Raw genomic sequence first — 21,464 nt, forward strand, 5'->3', positions numbered from 1 at the left:
ACCTTCACATGTTGCAAAACCGTCAGATCGATTATGGCAAATGGGTGATCACTATTCTGATGGGGATTATCTCCATCTTCATGTTGGCACCTCTCGTATGGATGCTTTCCGCTGCTGCGAAGTTCGAGAGTGATGTCATGACGTTCCCCATCCAATGGATTCCAACGCGTTGGAATTTGGTTCATAACTTCACAACCGTCTGGTTAGGGGATGTCCATTTCAGCCTTTACTATTTCAATTCAATTAAAATTGCACTCATCAAAACGTTTTTTACCATTCTATTTTCCTCCATGGCGGCCTATTCGTTCTCGAAACTGAGGTACCCGGGGCAAAACATCATCTTTGCGCTGCTGATCGGCTTCATGATTATTCCTGAGCAGTCGACGTTGGTGCCAAGGTATGTACTGATTAAGACGCTTGGCTTATATAACACACATGCTGGATTAATCCTTATGGGGATGTTCTCAACATACTTCACGTTCATGCTCCGCCAATTCATGCTGGGTATTCATCAAGAGTATATTGAAGCAGCCAAAATGGATGGGGCGGGCTTCCTGCGTATCTACTGGAATCTCATGTTGCCGTTATGTAAGCCGATTATCGCAACGGTGGGTATTATTAAGTTCATTTGGGTGTGGAACGATTTCCAGAATCCACTCATTTTCTTGTATACAGATACCCTCTATACAATCCCGCTTGGTATTTTGAAATTTAAAGAAGAATTTAGCGCGAACTATTCCATTACGATGATGGCTTCTCTTTCAGCTATTATTCCAGTCATTGCTGTATTCATTTTATTACAAAGACAAGTTATTAATGGCATTGCACTCGGAGGCGTGAAAGGGTAAGGAGAGGTGAAGTGAGCTTCCAGTTCTCTACCTTCCTCCCAGAATCAACCTAAGCTACAATGGAAAGTAATAATTAAGCGAGCGAGGTTCAAGAACCGATGAGCATATTCAGAAATGTATCCTACTATCAGAAGCTGCAGCTGCTGCTCATTCTCTTTGTGCTCTTGCCTGTGCTCTTAATTTCGATGCTTTCCTACTCCGTGCTGAAGAATGTTATTACCGATAAGGTTGAAAATAATAATCAACGCTTACTTGAAGTCATCGGCATCCAGGTCAGCAAGATGGTCGATGAAATCGCGTATTTATCGATACAATTAAATCAAGATCCGATTCTTCTTGAGGGGATTAGTGAGCTGAATCGCGTTAAGAAAATTGCAGGCTTTCGAGAATATATGTATTTGGAAAATATTCAAAAGGAACTCACTACGCTGACAACCAAGCTGGCGCAAGTTAACGTGAGAACCTTTATCGTCACACCGGGTGGTTACATTATCAAAACCGAAGCAGGCTCTTCCGATTATACGGAGCTGCAGGATCTCATTTCGCAGGATCTGAATGAGCTTGTACAGGAAGATATGGGAGGCGCACGCTACTCCATTAAGTGGCAGAATACGGCGCTGAATCGCACGCCGACAGCCAATGATAATGGCAGAAGGCATCACTATGTGGCGCAATTGCTGCGTAATACCAAGACGAATGAGACGCTCGGTGTATTGTATATTGGCATTCCTTTCAACTATTTCGCTGAAGTGATTGGTGATCTGAGTAACAGCCAGTTTAAGATTGAGGATCAATTCGGTGGTGATATTTATCATACGGGGGACTCGGTTAAAGAAGCTGCTGATGATCAGGCTCTGATGCGGAATGACTATCAGATTCCCAAATCGAAATGGCAATTAACGCTGCAGACACCACAACGGGAAATAACAGGGGAAATATCCAGAGTTTTCTTCTCGGTAGTCTTGTTAATCATCCTGTGTATACTGCTATTTATTGTGGCTTCCATGTGGATGGCCAGAAGACTTCATATTCCGATAACAACGCTGAAAAACGTCGTTGCCAGATTCGGTACAGGTGATCGCACAGTTCGCTTCGAGGTGCAAGGAAAGGATGAAATTGCGTTTTTGGGCAGCTCCTTTAACAGCATGCTGGATGAGATCACGCAATTAATTATGGATATTGAGAAAGAGCAGGAAGCGAAGCGATTCATCGAATTGAAAGCGCTCTATGCGCAGATTCATCCGCACTTTTTGCTGAACACATTAACATCCATTAAGTGTAATCTGATGTTGGATGGGGATAACGTGCATAGCGGGCAGATTGATTCGTTAATTAGACTATTGAGAGCCTATATGAATGTCTATACGATGAACTCGCTGGAGCAAGAATGTGCACTCTTAAAGGATTACGTGAAGATTATGCAAATGCGTAATGGCCTCGATATCGATTTTATCGTGGAGCTGGATGAGGAGGTTCGGGCCATGCGTGTTCCTTCCCTTTTGCTGCAGCCGGTGGTAGAGAACGCGATTGTCCATGGTTTCATTGATGCGCCAGAGCATCCTCGGATTGCCGTCCATGCGAGCAAGATGGGAGACGTGGTCTCCATCCGGATAGCGAACAATGGTGCAGCACTTACGCAAGCTGATAGGGCTGCCTTACAGGAAATGATCCAGTCGGGTGGTCAGGATGAGATGTTTAATGGTCAAGAGCATGTCGGCATGAAGAACACACTCTCCAGAATGAGACTCACCTATGGGACTCAGGCGGAGATCGTGATTCAGCAAGGAGATCAGGTAAGTGTGACGCTAATGATTCCAATAACGAAGGGGGAGGAACGCTTATGAAGAAATTGATGCTCGTCGACGATGATGTTCCTATCCTTCGTTTCTTGGAGAGGCTGCTTCCGTGGAAGGATATGGGCTTCAGTGAAGTGCGAGTGTGCCAATCTGGGGTTAAAGCACTCCAGCAGGCAGAAACTTGGATCCCTGATGTCCTTATTACGGATATTGGGATGCCGCAGCTCGATGGAATCGCGCTTGCTGATCAAGTGAAAAAGCTGAACCCGGACGTGCTCCTCATTTTTCTAACACATCATGAGAACTTTCAATATGCGAAGAAGGCGCTGCAGTTAGATGCGCTCGACTATATTAACAAGGATGAGTTAAGCGCTGAGCGTATGCTGCAAGCTGTACATAAGGTGATTCAAGCGCTTGAAAGCAAGCATCGAATCCTGGCGCATAATGACTATATGTCGGATATGCAGCGGAATCTGATTTTGCTCAAACAGGGTTTCATGGAGGATTTGATGAAAGGCTTCCACTCTGTCGATAGCGTGATTCGATTCGGTTCAAGGCTTGGTGTGGATTGGGTATATGCCGATTTCATATTAGGACTTGTTCATCTGGACGGCGCTTCTTTTCGTCTAAAATACGCTCGTCAGGATACGCCTACTATGCGATATGCGGTCTATAACATTGCGCAGGAAATAGCAGACAAATTTAATATGGCGAACAATTACATGAAGCTGACGCCATTTCTACCCGGCCGATATATGACGGATCATGATGAGAATGCTTGCTTTATCGTCATTATGAATTATAGGCAAAGTGATCTACAACTGAAACCTTTTGAGAATCTGATCTGTTATTTGAACGAGGTGAACCAGCTAGTGGAGCGTTATTTACAGCTGACCTTGCGAGGTATGTATTCAAACTCGTTCACAAATGTCGAAGAAGTGCCTGCATCGTATAAGAAATTGCGTGAAGCGAATAGGACTTGTTTTTACGAGTCCAATCCATTTGTGCGCTTGCCTTTATCGCAGGTGAAAGCTTGGAAGTCTTCAACACCGCCTCGATTTGAGGAGGAACTTCAACTTTTCCAAGAAGCTTTGGAACGCAGAGACGGTGATACAGCACAGCAGTTGTTAGGGAGTCTACTTACAATTAGCCGAGAGGCGGACATGAATCCTGCGTTAGTCATTGAGCATTTTGTACAAAGACTACAAGTACTTCATATTCCTATGGATCCAGAGACGATTCAGGAAGTGAAGCAGGCTCAGAGAGTAAATGAGATCGCGTCTCTCATTGAGGCACTCATTTGTCGCAGTTTTGCCAAGACGGAACAGGCCGCAGTGAGCTCCAGAGAAATTAAACTGCATGCGATTGAAACGTATATTCTAGAAAGGTTGACGGAGAATGTGACTTCCGGTGAGGTGGCTCAACATTTATTCCTGAATCCTAGTTACTTTTCCAGACAATTTAAGAAGCTAACTGGCGAGAATTTTACAGATTACGTGCACAAACTCAAATTGAATTTAGCCGCACAAATGATTAAAAACGGTTCAGATTCCACCGAGACGATTGCACAAAAATTAGGCTATTATGATCGTCCTTATTTCTCCCGTCTCTTCAAGAAGTACATGGGGATAACCCCTTCCGAGTTTCGCGAGAAGTTCGGGAGAATTTAGCCAAGCCGGTTGCTCACTAGCTGTAGTACAAGTGCAACAAAATAATACACGAAAGGAGTAAAAATCTTACCCTTTTTCTAAGGGTGAGATCGTTACAATATGAATTGTAAGCGATATCATTTTGGGAGAGGAGTGTTTGAATTGACTATGGAGCGACTGAGGAGGGTATATGATGTATGAGAAAAAGAACATGGGTTAACCTAGTGCTCAGCTTATCCATTTCTTTGGTTACTTTCGCTAGTGCACTGGCCTTGCCACCCGTAGTTTCCGCTGCAGGAAATACCTACTATGTGGATTCATCTAGGCTGGATGATAGTGGGAGTGGACTGAGTGCAGCGTCCGCTTGGAAAACGTTGACTAAGGTGAACAGTGTAACCTTTCAACCAGGTGACCAGATTCTCTTTAAAGCAGGCGGGATATGGACTGGACAGTTGCGCCCAGGTGGATCTGGAAGCGCAGCGGGCGGAGCTATTTCTATTGATATGTTCGGTTCGGGTTCTAAGCCAGTTATTGACGGCAATGGGATGACGGGGCAAGGCGTTGTTTATTTCTCCAACCAACAATATTGGGAAATTAATAATCTCGATATTACGAATGATGCAGCAACGGAAGGGGATCGCCGAGGGATTGAAGTTGTAGCAGATACTTCGGGGACGATTAACCATTTCTACATTCGCAATAATGTGATTCATGATATTGAGGGCTCTGTCGGTGGCACGCTTGCGAACAAGAAAACAGCAGGCATTTATTTTGAAGGAAAGTCAGCAACGACGCAGTGGAATGATATCCGTATTGAGGATAACTTGATTCACGATGTGAAGAATGAAGGAATCGTCACTTACAACTCAGTGATTGATTTCGATGCACCTGCCTATTACCCTGGTGAAGCCGACTGGAGCAACGTGAAGTATGCCAATTTAGCTATTCGCAATAATACGCTGTATAACATTTCTAAGAACGCGATGATCATACGTCTGGCAGACGGTGGTGTGGTCGAGAATAACGTTGCGCATGATACAGCGACGGGAACAACAGGGAATACCTTCTTCACAAGAAGCTCCAGAAATACGGTTCTGCAATATAACGAAGGCTATCTCAACAGAAGTACGGGTGTCGATGGTAACATGTATGATCCCGATCTCATGAGCCCGGGAACGATATGGCAGTACAGCTACAGTCATGATAATCATCATGGTCTCGTGTGGTTCTGTACCGTTGCGGAAGACACAGGCTTAGTGGTGAGGTATAACATCTCGCAGAATGATTTGGGCAATATCGTTTATTTAAATTATGCTTTTGCCGGTGCCGCTATTTATAACAATACCTTTTATATAGGCGCAGGGTTGTCACCTACCATTGTGAATGAATCGACGAACCCACACACGTACTCGTTCTATAACAACATTATCTACAACAATAGTACGACGGCAAAATATCAGTTTGGGTCTGTGAACAATACACGTACTTGGGATTCGAATACGTTCTATGGTCAACATCCTGCTAATGAGCCTTCTGCTACGATGGATGTGCATAAGTCAACAGCCGATCCGAAGCTAGTTGGACCAGGAACAGGCGGCATTGGGCGTAATAGCGTGGACGGCTATAAGCTGCTTGCTGGTTCACCAGCTATTGGCAGCGGCACGCTAATCTCAGGTAACGGCGGGAAAGATTACTGGGGCAACACAGTTTCGGCTACAGCAGCACCGAACCGCGGAGCTTATGGCGGAGCGGGTGTCACGTACACAGGCTTCACGCGTGAAACCGAGGATTTAGTGGCTTATGACAGCTCAGGCGATCGTCATATTTCATTCGATGATGCAACGTGCAGCAATGATTTATGTACCAAATATTCTTCGAATGAAGTCAATGATTTTGTGACGTATCGCATAAATGTACCTAAAGCCGGAACGTATCGTGTGAAGGTTGGCGTTAAGAAATACTATGACCGCGGTAAGTTCCAATTAATGGGCGCTGGTGTCAATGTGGGTACGGAGCAGGATCTCTACTCGGCTAGTGCTAGCGTAGTTGAGCTCGATGTGGGTACCGTAACTTATAACCAAACCGGGGATAAAGGATTGAAATTTATCGTGACAGGCAAAAACGCCGCAAGCACAGACTATTTATTATCCTTTGATTACATCAAACTAACCCTGCAGTAATCATTGTAGGGGGGATTGGCAAACAGAGATAGACAGGCGGACAGAGGCAGCTTCGGCTGCCTCATCTAGCTGTTTTTGAAACTGTATGGAAGAGAGATGAATGCGATGAAGGCTAATCGAAAAGGCAGTAATAGCAGCAAGAGATTCTTTGCTTGGATTTGTGTGTGCGTGTTCTTCACAGGCGTTGTTGGAGCCTCGATCTTCTATAAAACATCAGAAGCTTCCAATGAGGCTTATGTCATGCGGATTAACGAAACAGAGGTAGATTTGCGTGAGTTTAACTTGATTCTCTCGCAGGAGCGTGCCGCTACGGCGCAGTATTTTAAAAATAAATATCAAGCTACAATGAATGCCTCGTTCTGGAAGACGGATTACAGTGGTGTGAACCCGGCTGAATATGCAAAAGAGGCTGCGGTGGAACGATTAATCACATTAAAGGTTCAGCAGCAACTTGCACGTGAACATGATATCGAGGTGCCAGCGAGCTATACGGATTTCGTGAAGCAGTGGCAGCAAGAAAACGTACGTAGAAAGGCTGCCGTATCAGAGGGAAGCCCAATCTATGGCCCCACACAGTACGAGGAATGGAATTATTACGACTATTTGCATTCGAATTGGATGATTGCGTTGAAAGATAAGATGAGGGACAACGAACTAAGCGTAGGACAAGATGAGGTTCAAGCTGCTTATGAGACATGGAAAGAAACCCGATATCGACTACCGGATGAAGTAACGATGAATATAATGACATTCCCTCTCAGCCATAAGGCGAAGGCGGAAGAAGCGGTGTTTATGATACAAAATGGTGCCTCTTTCGGGGACACACGCAAGCAGTTCTCGGCTGATGTGCTGTTGCGAGGACGGAATCAAGAGGGAATGAAGCTAGGAGCCAAAGGCTCGGAGGATCCATCCGCCATTGATGAGCTTCTCCTTACCGAATCTAGCAAGCTTACTAAGGGGGATGTTGTTCAAATAACGAACGGGAATAACATTTATGTCCTGCAGTTTCTTGGAAAAATAGTGCAAGGCTATGTGAGTTTCGATGATGTGAAAGAAGCGATCAAAAGTGATCTTATGAAAAAACAATTCGATGTGATCATTGAGCAGTTGAAGAAGCAAGCGAAAGTTGAGCGCAATGAAAGTGTCTATAACCGAGTAGTGGTGAATTAGTAAGAGAGGTAGGAAGGACGAAGAGATGATGAAGAGATGATGAAGAGATGATGAAGAGATGATGAAGAGATGATGAAGAGATGATGAAGAGATGATGAAGAGCCAATATCTAGATATGTTGGAGCTTAGCTTGGGTGCGTATCCGGAAGAACAATTGAGAAAACGGTTGGTTGCAGATGGTCAGACACGCCTGGATTTACATTCCTATTCGCGCATTCTTACCGTAATCGCTTGTTTGATTCACGGGGGAAGACGACTGCAACTGGTACCCCTATGGGAACAAATCATGACGGATTGCTGCCTTGAAATTGTCACGATTCAGAGGGATTACCCTGCTGATTTTGCCATTAAGGAGATCATGTTCGCTTATCATATGATGCATGAGACAGGAAGGCTCCGCGCGGATGATGTTATCCGCTGGGATACACTCCTGCGAGAAATTTGCCCCAGCAGGAACTATAAATCGGTTGCTCGTGATGAGGTTCCTATCGAAAAGCTTCACAACATTAATGTTTACAATATGGTTGGTGAGTTCTTGCGTGAGAAAAGAGGACTTACGGATGTGACGTCTTATTTTGATCAACATTGGCCAATCCAGCTTGGCCGATTCGAGGAATCGACTGGCATGTACAAGGACCCAGGCTGTCCGATGCTCTATGACTTAACAACGCGCAGTCATATTCAGTTGATGATTGGGCTGGGCTATGAAGGGAAATATGCGGAGCAACTCGATGGTTATTTGAAAAAAGGTGGGTTAACCACCTTATATACACAATCTGCTGCCTATGAATTTGCATTTGGAGGGAGAAGCAACCAATTCTTGTTCAATGAGGCGTTGGTCGCCGCGAATGCAGAATACGAGGCTGTTCGATATGATCGTATGCACAACAGCGAACTTGCTGGTGCCTTCAAACGTTGCGCACACTTGGCAGTCACTTCTATTACACGTTGGCTGACCCAAGTACCGCCGCGGCACATCAAAAATAATTTCCCTATTGCTTCCAAGCATGGGACTGAAGAGTATGGTTACTATGATAAATATATGATCACAATGGGTGCTTTCTTAGCGATTGCCTATTGGTTCGCTGACGATGGGATACCAGAAGCAAGCTGCCCTGCGGAGGCAGGAGGCTATGTTTGGCAATCGCCGGATTGCTTTCATCAAATCGTTGCTAATGCAGGCGGGTACTCCCTACAAATTGATACCTCTGCCAATGCCAGTTACGATGCTACGGGGCTAGGAAGATTACATAAGCGAGGGGCACCAACGGAGCTTGCTTTATCTACACCACTGACAATCGGGGAGCATTATCAGATTAGCCCGGGTCTGGAACGAATCGCCGCTGCTATAGGTCCAGGTTGGCGAGGGGATAAAGAGTCGATCCAGTATTTGGCGGCATGCAGCGGTCTGGAGCATGAGCTTACGATCGTGACTCAACAGGAAGATCTTGTTCATTTTAGTGTGACATATACGGGGGATGGTTTGATAGGTTGCGATGCCATCATAGAAACGTATGAATTAGATGGAACGGGACTGCGTCTGGGATTCGAGCTGCTAGGTTCGAAACAGGATGAAATTTATGTCCAAATTCCGTTGCTGGTGGATAACGGGGAAGAGCGAACAACCATCACGGTGAATGAGGGAGACATACGTGTTTCATTAGGCGAGTACGCGTATCGCGTGAAAGCTTCGGATGATAGTTCTTGTGTGATTTCGGAGATGGGCTATGGCAACCGAAATGGTGCTTATCGCATGGCGGCATTACGTTTCGCGGGGAATAAGGCAGAGATACATTTGGATATTATATCTGTATAAAATCGAGGGTCGCAAGTCGGGAAAATCGACTTACGTGCTCCCCAAGTGCTAGCTGAGCGCACGCAACTCGAAAAATTCGAGTTACAGCAGAAGCAAAAGCAGCAGCGGTTATTTTTGCAGAGATAGGACCGCACGTAGCAGAATTATTTTCAAGTGATGCTCAGTTTGCTTCTTGGGCGGGACTCTGTCCGGGTAATAACGAAAGTGCAGGCAAGAAGAAACAATCAAAAACAGTACAAGGGAACAAACACATTAAATCGACACTCTGTCAGGTAGTTTGGGCAAATAGTAGGTCTAATAATCGGATCGGTCGTTTCTTTCGACAGATAAGGAAACGAAGAGGAGACAAAATAGCGAGTGTAGCTACGGCGCATCTACTTTCTCGGATTCTCTATGCGTTAATGAGAGATAAGACGGCATATAAAGAAGACGCACCCATTGGCGGTGGTGCGCCTAAAGAAAAAACGCTAGAGTACTACATAAAACATATCCAGCAGATTGGATATCAAATTCAATTAAACAACAAGGCGCAAACTAATTTTTTCGGAAAAAGTTAGTTTTTCGGGTAGTGGGACTTTTTTTTGCCTATACGCATCATTATATCCAATTTGCAACATTTTATTTCGTATTAAATCGACTTACAGCACGAAATCGCGGTCTATTGGTTGCCACAACTCGAAAAAATCGAGTTACAGCACGTAATCGCGGTCTATTGGTTGCCGCAACTCGAAAAAATCGAGTTACAGCAGGTATCCGTGGCCAACTGGTTGCCGTAACTCGGAAAAATCGAGTTACAGCAACCAATCGCTAGCTGGTCACGCATCCTAATGTACCAATCCAGTGCCTTGGATTTTAACATGCGTTTCTACCTCGAACTTCACCTCTGGATATACGGACTTCCAGTACTCCCAATCCTTCTCTTTACCAAAGTGCTGCCCCAAATAATGAAGCCCAAACCCATACGGGTCAACCTTGGCATCTCTGATCTTGTAGAGGAGCGCCTCTACAGTTTGATTGACATGCTGCTCAAGCTGCGGTTGTACCTTGTGAATATTTAACTTCAAAGTGCCCTGTTCAACCATGCCAGTAAGATGGAGTTGCATCTTAACAACCGGAATATCCGCTTTGGGAATCGAGATATGTTGGGTAACTTTCGCTACATAGAAGGCGAGCGGTTTCTCATTATACGTGATAGCGATCCCTGCCTTGCTAAACTCATTAGCACTCATATTATACAGCTGTGTCTCCTGCGGATTGAGGACGAGACACTGATTGCTTTTGTTCAACAAAGCCAGATGCTCAACAACGTAAGAATCACCATCAAAGCTTATGATCGGAAAATAGGGATCTAACCCTTTTTCCTTGAAGCGTCGGAAGGTGTCAAACAATAATGCAGTTACTGTGTAAGGAGATACTGTTCCCTCTTTTCCGAAGGTGAGAAAAAAGGAGTTCCCTGCAAGTCTTTCGGTTGTTGGGTTGGACTCAAGCAGCTTTCGTGCACTAGGTTCGGCGATGGCTGTATAAGAAATTAATTGAATGTCACGTCTTCGGGTAAGCCAATTCAATGGCTCTTCGAGGGATTTATTCGCTAAGGTAGCTCCAAATAAGAACATACGGCAATGACCGAAATCAAGCTCTTTATCGACGTGTGCTTTGAGGTTCCTTACGGCTTCTGCAATACTTTTGGCTTCTTGGTGTTCGATCTGGCTTTCGGCGAGCCCCTCGCCGACCTTTGAAGCGGGGATAGCGAGCCGCAGTGTGACTAGATAAGGTTTATCCTCTTTGCCTGTCCAATCGACACCCATGGCGACGACGAAGAAGCGCTTGTCAATATCCTTAAAGCTGCATCCGCTAAGACATGAACAGATAAGTAGAAGGGATAGACAGGTGAGCAATAGTTTGTTTCTCATAACTGGATCTGTTCCTTTTTTTGCTTCCATACGAAATACATCATGAGGAAAAGGAAATAGATTTCAAGGAAAAACCGAAGTATTAACCAGCCCTCGGAGAGATACTGATTTCGTTCCAGATTCATAACCCGCATGAAAAGAAGAGCGATGAAACCGATGCCTAATCCGAGCCATACGTTCACCCAAGGAGCAGGGTCTTCTTCAACTTCAATGGAGCCATTGATCATGTAGCGCAGCAACATAATCGTTGTGTGCCAGGTATTCATGACGAACAATAGCGATAGACCTGTAAAGAGGAGCAGAAAGGCAAACAAAACACGGTTAATAAACCCGTACTCGAGCACCATGGAATCCGCTGTCATACTCCATAGGTAAACATAATCCTCAACCCCAACTGTCCCATGAAAACCGATAGGCACAAAAAAAGTAATCAGCAGGAATAAAATACCAAATAACGGCACGATCCAGCGGAAATTAAATTTAAACCCCACTGTATATAGCCGATTAAAAATGAGGAGGCTGAGATAGCCAGAGAATAAGAAGGTAGAGGCCGCGATCGTTGTGAAAGAAGGAGGCTTATTCACATAGCCTGCCACATAGCGTATCGCATCCCAGTTAATATTTTCATTGAAAATGGCTTTTATGATAAACAAAATGAGCATGGGGGAACTAAGAATAACCACGGTTTCATGAATGAATTGGACAGTCCTTGTAGATCGCGTGCAAGCCCACACGGCCGCGGTTGCCATGAGAAACAAATTCATATAGGGGTTAATATCTGGGTAGAAGAACATACGAACCGTTTCTGAATAAGCATAAATCACGATAATGCCAGCTGGTAACCATAGGATTAGCGCAGCAAATAAGATATTGGCTTGCGTAAACCACCTGGGGGTATACCGATCACAGATCTCAGGAAAGCCGAGTCCCGGAAACCGCTCAAAGCATGCCATGGTACCAAGCGAAAGAATGGTGCCAATCATCATCGCGATAAGCATACCCGAAACAGCACCATTGAACCGATCTCGGATCAACAACGAGGGGACAAACATCATGATATTAATCATGCCGACATAGAGCACGTGATAGTAGGTATACCGCGACATGACTTATTTTGACCCCTTTCTAAGGTTATAGTGGTGTGCTTTCGCCTCAAGTTTGGGGATATAGAAGGCCAGATAAGGTTGACCGAAGCTTCTAAGACTGCACCAATAGGAAATTAAGATGAAGCCTAGAACGACGACACCTAGTAACCCAAAGAATATGGCAGCTATGACAAAGATATATTTAACGAAGCGTACTGAGTAGCCAAAACCGTTATTAGGAATGACGAAATTGGAAATTGCGACAACGGAGGTCACGATAATCATAATGGAGCTGACTAACCCCGCCTGTTGGATGGATTGCCCCAGAATGAGACCCCCAACGGTTGTTGCGGTCGAGCCCACATAGCGTGGCAGCCTGAGGCTAGCCTCGTTCAAGGCTTCAATCATGAACAACATGATGAAGACTTCGATAAAGGACGGATAGGGGACGACAACACGGCTTCCTGCAATCGAAAGTGTCAATTGAACGCGAAGCACCTCAGGATTATAGGAGACAATTGCAATATACAGGGCTGGCAGTGTAATTGTTAAAAACATAGCCAAATAGCGAAGAATGAGTAAGCATTTGCTCATCCAATAGGATTCATAGTCATCATCCATGGCATGCAGGAAATCAAAGAGCCGTACCGGAAGAATGAGCCCAAAGCGGCTGCCATCCTGAAGAAGAGCGATTTTGCCGCGTTCCAGCATGGCTGCGATACGATCCGGCCTCTCGGTTTGGATAATGACGGGAAAAAAACGATGTCTCCGTCCCGATAGCGATTGCATAAGCTGGCCGGCAGCTTGAAGAAGCTTGATTTGTATATTGGAAATCCGTTCATTTAATAATCCAAGAACATCTTCATTGACCAGACCTTTGTCATAAAGAACGGTAACGCGCGTGTTCGAAATTTGACCAATTGTATGCGTTTCTACGCAAAGGGATGGCGCATTATAGCGCATCCGAACGAGGCTAATATTTAAATCCAAGTCTTCAGTTAAGGCACTTTGCGGTCCTTGAATCGCGACTTCGACCTGAACGGTGTCGGGCTTGTCCTGAAATTTCCGTTGTACATCGTATCGATAAACTTGATCTTCAATTTGAAAAAGGACAGCCCCTTTAAGCAGCAAAGGTGTCCAATGATCAGATTGATCCACTACCCCAAAGGCTGGATTCGCGTTAAGCATCCGTTCGAATTCTTCCGGATTAAAGCAATAGGAGTAAGGAACGGTCAATCCATTTTTGATTAAAGCAAGATCGCAGAGAGACGGGAAGTAGATCACTTCCATCGGCATATAGCCGTTGTCTAGGGTGTCATAGAATAGGTCAGCTGGATTGTTCAATTCAGCACGGATTTGTTCGATCATGCCAATTCCCCCAATTCCCTTACATTACCATGCGGTTTAGCGTGCCCTGAAAGGGGGGAGAATAAACAGAAGTGGAGGTTATCCTTGCAAATATTGTTCAAATCCAGTTCGCTGCGAATATTTCATTTGTATGCCTGGCTTATAAAATTGATAATTGTTTCGACCTAACTCTTTGGCGGCATACATGGCTTGATCGGCATGTTTAAGCAACTGCTCTAAGGTTTCTCCATCGTTGGGATACATGGAAATCCCCAAATTTGTAGATACGAAAATATCGCCAATGTCCATACGGAAAGGTATTTTTAACAAGGTAATGATGGTTTGAGCTTGTTCGATGAGGGTTACTTGATTCCCTTGGGGAAGTAAGATGACGAATTCATCCCCGCTAAGTCGGAAGGCGGAGCCCTTCTCAGGTAAGCAACTCGTAAGTAAGGAAGCAAATTTATGTAAGGTTTGGTCTCCAATCAGGTGACCGAAATTGTCATTGATCCATTTGAAGCGGTAAATATCTAAATACAACACGCCTAAGGTTTCCTGATGTCGCTGAGCATAGGATAGTGCTAGTTGGAATTGCTCATTAAATTGATTGCGATTGGGCAATCCAGTCAAATGATCGAAGTACGCTAACTGATGTATGAGTGCTTCGGATTTTCTTTTTTCAGTTAAATCTCGGAGGTAGGCTGTGAAAATGGTTTTTCCACCATACATCATATTCGTGATGATAATTTCTGCAGGAAAGGTTGTGCGATCAGCGCGGTATGCCGTAATTTCAAATCGTTTGCCGATGACGGAATCAGCCTTTTGACTTATTAGTTGATACAATAAAGCAGCATCTTGTCCATTTTGATCGAACGGGAAGAGAAGATCGAAAAACGTACGTCTCAGCGCTTCTTGGCGCGTGTAACCGAAGATCGTTTCTGCCGCAGGGTTGAATTCAATAATCCAGCCTTGCGATTTAAACATGAAAATACAATCGATAGCGGATTCCAAAATTGAAGCTTTGAGTGCAATCTGTTCGGCTAGTCGTCGATCAACGGATAACGAACTAATGAAGCTGATTGCAAAGATGAGCAAGGCTCCGAAGGCCACATACATAGCTACAACGTAGAAGTCCAATTCCATATTCATCGCATTGCTACTATGAGAATGAGTTTCTGTAGGGAACGACATGTCAGCAGCTACCATGCCCATATAATGCATGCCAGTAATTGCGGCACCCATAATGAAAGAGCTCGTTAACAGTCTCTGATGATTGCGTTTAAAAAAGAAATAAAGTGCTGTGATGGAAGCGAAGATGGCAATTACAATAGATAGTGTGAAGGGTAGGGGTCTGTACTGGATCGTCACATTTTGTAGAGCTGCCATACCGATATAATGCATGCCGCTGATTGCGAGTCCCATGATGGTACCCCCAATAAGGAAGCTAGAGCGAATCGAACCGGCTTGAAAGGCCACAAGGAGACCAATCAGCGCCCCACCGACCGCCACAAGAACAGAGATACTGACGATAGATATATGATACGTGATGCCACTAGGCAAATGATAAGCCAGCATCGCGATGAAATGCATAGACCATATGCCTACACCCATGACAAGGGCACTACACAGAATCCAACTTTTCTGGTGCCATCCGACTGAATTGGACACTTTCCGAGCTAAATTCAAAGCCGTGTAAGACGAGAGCAACGCAATGACGAAAGAAAGCAAAACAAGGACATAATTATAACTTTCCGCTTGCGAATGATGCATGAGAACCCTCCTACCCATTTCCCAGAATAAAAAAAGGATCATCCCGAATAAAGGATCATCCCTAGTTATTCGGCAACCTGTCAACCATAGCATTCGGGTAAGGAATGCGTTAGGCCATGGCTTTGCGTCTCATCGTTTCCGATGATTTGCCTTTTCAATTTGATCGTACTTACAGGCATAATACCCACTAAATCTATTACTATTTAACCATTATAGAGTAGGGAAAAATTAACTGTATATAGCGATAATTGCGGGCTTTTGTCGAATTCGATAAAGAAAGGTAAAGTCGACCCAGTTATTTACTTTATAGGTAAAATACAAGGATTAGTCCACGATTGAAGTGGCTAAGCCGATAGCTGAGGTGTGGCAGGGGATGGCATCAGGTACATGGACGCAGGCTTTCATAGGTGAATGTTTCATGCCTTTCATTTTGTTTTATTGATGATAATAATAATTTATCAATTTAATAAAACATAAAAATACACATTACCATTAGTAGGGTGTATTCTAGTTAGTAAGCAAAGTACTTTATGGAGGAAATGATAATGGTAAAGAGTACTGGTTAACCACGAGCGCAATCGCAAAAAAGTGAGGGGAATTCGCAATTTTTTTGAGACGCGAAAATTATTTAATTAGAATTTGGGCATACTTGTATTGCTAATAATTGGATCGGTTCTCTCCTCTACCCCATTCTACCTTGGAAAGCCTCGTCATATTATGACAAGGACATGAATTCATGCCCATGAGTGTAAGACTTCTTCAACGCACTTCTTGTCGTATGGCTTATAACTATCATATAATAGTAAGTAATAATTTTCGTTTGGCTTATTAATGATCTGGAAAAGGTGTCTCATTAGGCCGCGACCGGGCTTGCTGTAACGCTTAAGCAGGCGCGCCTTTATCTTTTCTGCAAACTTCAGGGTATAAGGATGGTAAAAATGAGCAACAGACAAACTACAACAGACGTCATTTTGATTGGTGCTGGCATCATGAGTGCGACTTTAGGTACACTTCTGAAAGAATTAGTGCCGGAATGGGAAATTAAAGTTTTTGAGAAACTTGAAAATGCTGGTGAGGAAAGCTCTAACGAATGGAATAATGCGGGTACGGGCCACGCGGCACTGTGCGAGCTTAACTACACGTCTGAAAAACCAGACGGTTCTGTAGATATAAGTAAAGCAATCCAAATTAATGAACAGTTTCAACATTCTATGCAGTTTTGGTCTTATCTTGTAAAGGGCAAGCTTATCGAGGATCCTCAGGACTTTATCATGCCACTGCCTCATATGAGTATGGTTCTTGGGAATCAAAATGTATCGTTTTTAAGAAAACGCTATGAAGCCATGTCGAAAAACTCCTTGTTTAAAGGGATGGAGTTCTCTGAGGATCCCAAAAAATTAATGGAATGGATTCCACTCATTATCAAGGATCGTCCATCCAATGAACCGATCGCGGCAACCAAAATTGACTCCGGTACGGACGTTAACTTTGGCGCTTTAACGCGTATACTATTTGATCATCTAAAGAAGAAAAACGTTGATATTAAATATAAACACAGTGTTGATAATCTAAGACGTACTGGTGACGGTTCGTGGGAATTGAAAATACGCAATATCAACAGCGGCAGTGTTGAGCGCCATACGGCTAAATTTGTATTTATCGGCGGTGGAGGTGGGAGCCTGCATCTTCTGCAAAAATCCGGTATTCCTGAAGGCCGAAATATTGGAGGCTTCCCAGTTAGCGGAATATTCATGGTGTGTAATAATCCAAGTGTTGTCGCGCAGCATCATGCCAAAGTTTATGGCAAAGCGAAGCTCGGAGCTCCGCCAATGTCTGTACCGCATCTGGATACGCGATTTATCGAAAATAAAAAGTCGTTATTGTTTGGACCTTTTGCCGGGTTCTCACCAAAATTTCTTAAAACAGGTTCCATGTTTGATTTGGTAACTTCAGTTAAACCGAATAACTTAGTGACGATGTTGTCGGCAGGTGCCAAGAACATGTCACTGACCAAATACCTTATCGAGCAAGTTATGTTATCAAAAGAGAAACGGATGGAAGAACTACGGGAGTTCATCCCTAGCGCCAAAAGCGAAGATTGGGATCTTGTTGTAGCTGGTCAACGCGTACAAGTTATTAAAGATACAGCTGCTGGCAAAGGAACACTACAATTTGGTACAGAAGTCATTAGTTCAGCAGACGGTTCATTAGCAGCATTGCTCGGCGCTTCTCCAGGAGCTTCTACTGCAGTATCGGTTATGCTTGAGCTAGTAGCGAAATGTTTCCCAGAGCGAATTAAAGAATGGGAACCGAAAATAAAAGAAATGATACCGAGTTATGGTGTGTCACTCCTGAAGCATCCAGAGCTTATTGATGAAATTCATTCTTCAACAACTCGGATTCTTGGTCTGAGCGAAAAGAAAACGTTACAGGCAGCACGTCAAACTTAATGATCTGTCATCACTTCGAATAAAAACAGGCTGTAATCCGACTTTGGGATTGCGGCCTGTTTTTTTATAATCTGGGAAATTTGGGCTAGCGCAAGGGAAATAGCGCCCGAAAGGGGCGCTAAAGCAGTGCAACGCCCGCTGGATGGGCGGGAAGGGAGGATTTAAGGCCCAAAAGAGGCGCTAAATCAGAGCGACCCGCGCACGGCACCGGAAATAGCGCCCGAAAGGGGCGCTAAAGTAGTGCAACGCCCGCTGGATGGGCGGGAAGGGAGGATTTAAGGCCCAAAAGAGGCGCTAAATCAGAGCGACCCGCGCACGGCACCGGAAATAGCGCCCGAAAGGGGCGCTATTGTGTAATTAATGCTCTTAACCTTTCTGACTGGAAAGGTGAGGGCTATTTGAGTTTTTAAACTTAGTTAATGACAGTAAGTAATTCATACTCATGGACTCCCAAAATAACCCAATCTTTTAAACTATTGAAAAATATGTCTTTTTACTAGTGTGATGTACAAGAATTAGAGGAACTAATTGACTATACTGTATAGATCTAAAAAACTATCATCGGGAGGGAAACAAATTGCCAACAAAACGGTCACAAGTTGAAAATCTACTAAATCAACTCGATATCGAAGATATTGAGAAGCTCAAAATTGAGTACTACAACGAACAAAAAGTAAAGCTAGAACTAGATGAAGATCTGGGACCAGTTCAAAGACAGCTAATGATTACTCAGTTTTTGGACAGCATTAATTGGTTTTTCGCAAAGGAATTTGAAGTTCAGATGTATGACGGGTCTGAAATGGAAATCGAATTCGAAGTAGGCGATGATACAGGAGTCACAGGCCCAACAGGAGCAACAGGAGCAACAGGAGCAACAGGAGCAACAGGAGCAACAGGAGCAACAGGAGCAACAGGAGCAACAGGAGCAACAGGAGCAACAGGAGCAACAGGAGTAGCCGGAGCAGCAGGTGCTACAGGTGCAACAGGCGCTACGGGAGCAACAGGAGCTTCTGGCATTACCGGAGCAACTGGAGCAACAGGTGCAACCGGTATCACGGGTGCAAGTGGAGCTACAGGTATTACAGGTGTCACTGGAGCTTCCGGAATCACTGGTGCAACAGGACCTACAGGAGCTACAGGAGCAACAGGAGCAACGGGTGCAACTGGTGAAACAGGAGCTCCAGGTCCTGAAGGAGGAGCAACAGGAGCGACTGGTGCAACAGGCGCAACGGGTGCAACAGGAGATACAGGAGCGACTGGAGATGCAGGAGCAACAGGTGCGACTGGAGGAACTGGCCCAATTGGCCCAACAGGCCCTACGGGAGCAACAGGAACAGGTTTAACAGGAGCGACTGGCGCCACAGGGGCAACAGGAGCAACAGGTGCAACAGGAACTCCAGGATTATCTGGCCCAGCAGGTCCAACAGGAGCAACAGGCCCAACAGGACCTACGGGTGCAACAGGAACTGCAGGTTTAACAGGAGCAACAGGTGCGACTGGTGGAACAGGCCCAACAGGACCTACAGGTGCAACAGGAACTGCAGGATTAACAGGAGCAACAGGCGCGACTGGAGGAACCGGCCCAACAGGCCCTACAGGAGCAACAGGAACTGAAGGATTAACAGGAGAATCAGGTGCGACTGGTCCTACAGGCCCAACAGGCCCAACAGGCCCTACAGGAGCAACAGGAACTGCAGGTTTAACAGGAGCAACAGGCGCGACTGGAGGAACAGGCCCAACAGGACCTACAGGAGCAACAGGAACTGCAGGTTTAACAGGAGCAACAGGTGCGACTGGCGGGACAGGCCCAACAGGACCTACAGGTGCAACTGGAGCAACAGGAGATGCAGGATTACCTGGTGCAACAGGTACAACAGGTGCTACAGGAGCAACAGGTGCTACAGGAGCAACAGGAATCACAGGTCTAACAGGAGCTACTGGTACAACCGGAGCAACTGGTGCAACAGGAGCTACTGGAGAGGGAGCAATTGTTCCTTTCGCATCCGGCTTACCTGTTACGTTAACAACAATTGCAGGCGGTTTGGTCGGTACGACAAGTTTAGTTGCTTTTGGTACTAGTACAGCAGGTGTTTCTCTGATTGGTGGTCTCATTGATACGGTGGCTGTTGCCAACATGGCCTTCTCCGTGCCGCGTGATGGCACGATTACCTCGATGGCTGCATTCTTGAGTAATACAGTTGCACTTGCTCTAGTTGGCACAACGATTACTGTAACGGCACAATTGTATGAATCAACTGCACCAGATAACTCTTTTGCGCCTATTGCGGGAACAGCAGTCACGCTTGCTCCAGCTCTCACCGGAGCAGTAGCTATTGGAACTGTTTCAGATGGTTTATTAACAGGGCTTTCCATACCAGTTACTGCTGGAACACGACTGCTCATGGTATTCTCTTGTAGTGCTACTGGCTTGACACTGATTAATACAGTTGTTGGTTATGCAAGCGGTGGCGTTAATATCGTATAACACATTGCACGCAGAATTAGTGGAAAGAGGCATCCTTTTAGAGGGTGCTTCTTTTTATTTAAGTTGAGTAAAACTAAACTTTCCATAGACCATTTTCATAAATGGAAATAGAATAAGATGCATATGAAATGAAACATAAAAGGAATGAAACCCATTGACTCAAGAAGAAGTGCTGCAAGGCGGTAATGTAAATCACATTGTCCGCAAGGAGAATACGGTTCGCCGACCCATAGGCTATTGGAGTGCGAATGTGCATGAATTGCTCCTACATTTAGACAGACAAGGATTTGAAGGAGCGCCAAGATTTCTTGGAATCGATGACGCTGGTCGTGAAATAGTAACCTTCATTACCGGAGAAGTTCCGGGGAACAATTATCCAAAGCTTGACCCATACATGTGGTCGGACGAAACTTTACGGGGGTTGGCCTGCCTCTTGCGTCGTTTCCATGATGCGACTACAGCATTTATACCTAATTCGGAGGCAAGATGGCAGCTTAGTTATCCTGATGTTACTGAACACGAAGTCATCTGCCATAATGATGCGGCGCTATATAATATTGTTTTTCAGAATGAAGCTCCTGTGGCGCTAATAGATTTTGACATGGCAGGTCCTGGGCCGCGCATGTGGGATATTGCTTATTCCCTGTACACATCGGTTCCGCTAGTAAGTTTCGCACCAGGCTCATCTTCAGGAACAACAACGGCTTACCAATCTGACATACACGCCTCAGATCGCCGTCGGCGAATTCAATTATTCTTTGAATCTTATGGAATTCCAGTCCCTGCTAATCTGCAACAGTGGATTATTCAACGTTTAATTGTACTGTGTGATACGCTGAGAAATGGTGCCGCTGACGGGAATCCTGCTTTTCAAAAAATGGTGGATGAAGGTCACTTGGCGCACTATGAGAGAGAAATTCATTTTGTAACAGAGCATTTCAAAGATTGGATATAAATT

13 protein-coding genes, 1 pseudogene and 1 riboswitch are annotated in these 21,464 nt (G+C 44.9%); of the genes and pseudogenes, 10 read left to right on the forward strand and 4 right to left on the reverse strand.

The annotated features are described in order from the left end of the window. Positions 1–11: 11 nt before the first annotated feature. From AC58QT_RS28435 to AC58QT_RS28465, 7 genes are all read left to right on the forward strand, one after another. On the forward strand, positions 12–848 hold the full coding sequence (locus tag AC58QT_RS28435; RefSeq protein WP_497411995.1) for a carbohydrate ABC transporter permease: 837 nt from the start codon (positions 12–14) through the stop codon (positions 846–848). Between the two features lie 98 nt (positions 849–946). After that, positions 947–2,692, forward strand: a complete 1,746-nt coding sequence (locus AC58QT_RS28440; protein ID WP_497411926.1) for a sensor histidine kinase — start codon at positions 947–949, stop codon at positions 2,690–2,692. Continuing rightward, the gene (locus AC58QT_RS28445) at positions 2,689–4,314 is read left to right on the forward strand and encodes a response regulator (RefSeq protein WP_497411927.1); all 1,626 of its coding nucleotides are present in this window, start codon (positions 2,689–2,691) and stop codon (positions 4,312–4,314) included. Before AC58QT_RS28440 ends, AC58QT_RS28445 begins: the two co-directional genes overlap by 4 nt. 176 nt (positions 4,315–4,490) lie before the next feature. Beyond that, the gene (locus AC58QT_RS28450; RefSeq protein WP_497411928.1) at positions 4,491–6,473 is read left to right on the forward strand and encodes a DUF7594 domain-containing protein; all 1,983 of its coding nucleotides are present in this window, start codon (positions 4,491–4,493) and stop codon (positions 6,471–6,473) included. 105 nt (positions 6,474–6,578) lie between these two features. Then, positions 6,579–7,643 carry a hypothetical protein gene (locus AC58QT_RS28455; RefSeq protein WP_497411929.1) on the forward strand — a complete coding sequence of 355 codons (1,065 nt, stop codon included), beginning with the start codon at positions 6,579–6,581 and terminating at the stop codon, positions 7,641–7,643. A 91-nt stretch (positions 7,644–7,734) separates the two neighbouring features. Continuing rightward, entirely contained in the window at positions 7,735–9,459 is a 1,725-nt protein-coding gene (locus AC58QT_RS28460; protein WP_497411930.1) for a hypothetical protein, read from the forward strand. 110 nt (positions 9,460–9,569) lie between these two features. After that, positions 9,570–10,016: a transposase gene (locus AC58QT_RS28465; RefSeq protein ID WP_497411996.1), complete on the forward strand. Its 447-nt coding sequence runs from the start codon at positions 9,570–9,572 to the stop codon at positions 10,014–10,016. A gap of 267 nt (positions 10,017–10,283) precedes the next feature. On the opposite strand, the gene AC58QT_RS28470 is transcribed toward AC58QT_RS28465, so the two are convergent. The 4 genes from AC58QT_RS28470 to AC58QT_RS28485 form a co-directional block, all read right to left on the reverse strand. Continuing rightward, on the reverse strand, positions 10,284–11,369 hold the full coding sequence (locus AC58QT_RS28470; protein WP_497411931.1) for a Ger(x)C family spore germination protein: 1,086 nt from the start codon (positions 11,367–11,369) through the stop codon (positions 10,284–10,286). Next, positions 11,366–12,475 (reverse strand): hypothetical protein, encoded by a 1,110-nt coding sequence (locus AC58QT_RS28475; protein ID WP_497411932.1) that lies wholly within the window; start codon positions 12,473–12,475, stop codon positions 11,366–11,368. Before AC58QT_RS28475 ends, AC58QT_RS28470 begins: the two co-directional genes overlap by 4 nt. Before the next feature lie 3 nt (positions 12,476–12,478). After that, positions 12,479–13,822, reverse strand: coding sequence for a spore germination protein (locus AC58QT_RS28480; RefSeq protein WP_497411933.1), 1,344 nt, complete (start codon positions 13,820–13,822; stop codon positions 12,479–12,481). Between the two features lie 78 nt (positions 13,823–13,900). Further along, positions 13,901–15,571, reverse strand: coding sequence for a diguanylate cyclase domain-containing protein (locus tag AC58QT_RS28485; protein ID WP_497411934.1), 1,671 nt, complete (start codon positions 15,569–15,571; stop codon positions 13,901–13,903). Between the two features lie 68 nt (positions 15,572–15,639). Next, a riboswitch (cyclic di-GMP riboswitch) is annotated at positions 15,640–15,732 on the reverse strand. A 735-nt stretch (positions 15,733–16,467) separates the two neighbouring features. Here AC58QT_RS28485 and AC58QT_RS28490 point away from each other — a divergent pair. The 3 genes and pseudogenes from AC58QT_RS28490 to AC58QT_RS28500 all read left to right on the forward strand — a co-directional run. After that, a pseudogene (locus AC58QT_RS28490) lies at positions 16,468–18,021 on the forward strand (malate:quinone oxidoreductase); the annotation flags it as partial. 781 nt (positions 18,022–18,802) lie between these two features. Further along, the gene (locus AC58QT_RS28495) at positions 18,803–20,506 is read left to right on the forward strand and encodes an exosporium glycoprotein BclB-related protein (RefSeq protein ID WP_497411997.1); all 1,704 of its coding nucleotides are present in this window, start codon (positions 18,803–18,805) and stop codon (positions 20,504–20,506) included. Positions 20,507–20,660: 154 nt separating this feature from the next. Then, a complete protein-coding gene (locus AC58QT_RS28500; RefSeq protein WP_497411935.1) occupies positions 20,661–21,461 on the forward strand; it encodes a phosphotransferase in 801 nt (266 codons plus the stop codon). Positions 21,462–21,464 lie beyond the last annotated feature (3 nt).

It is taken from the genome of Paenibacillus sp. J31R109 (assembly GCF_059692055.1).

Coding starts and splice junctions, on each gene's coding strand:
- AC58QT_RS28440 (WP_497411926.1), top strand. CDS start 947: ATGAGCATATTCAGAAATGTATCCTACTATCAGAAGCTGCAGCTGCTG.
- AC58QT_RS28445 (WP_497411927.1), top strand. CDS start 2,689: ATGAAGAAATTGATGCTCGTCGACGATGATGTTCCTATCCTTCGTTTC.
- AC58QT_RS28450 (WP_497411928.1), top strand. CDS start 4,491: ATGAGAAAAAGAACATGGGTTAACCTAGTGCTCAGCTTATCCATTTCT.
- AC58QT_RS28455 (WP_497411929.1), top strand. CDS start 6,579: ATGAAGGCTAATCGAAAAGGCAGTAATAGCAGCAAGAGATTCTTTGCT.
- AC58QT_RS28460 (WP_497411930.1), top strand. CDS start 7,735: ATGATGAAGAGCCAATATCTAGATATGTTGGAGCTTAGCTTGGGTGCG.
- AC58QT_RS28470 (WP_497411931.1), bottom strand. CDS start 11,369: ATGAGAAACAAACTATTGCTCACCTGTCTATCCCTTCTACTTATCTGT.
- AC58QT_RS28475 (WP_497411932.1), bottom strand. CDS start 12,475: ATGTCGCGGTATACCTACTATCACGTGCTCTATGTCGGCATGATTAAT.
- AC58QT_RS28480 (WP_497411933.1), bottom strand. CDS start 13,822: ATGATCGAACAAATCCGTGCTGAATTGAACAATCCAGCTGACCTATTC.
- AC58QT_RS28485 (WP_497411934.1), bottom strand. CDS start 15,571: ATGCATCATTCGCAAGCGGAAAGTTATAATTATGTCCTTGTTTTGCTT.
- AC58QT_RS28495 (WP_497411997.1), top strand. CDS start 18,803: ATGTATGACGGGTCTGAAATGGAAATCGAATTCGAAGTAGGCGATGAT.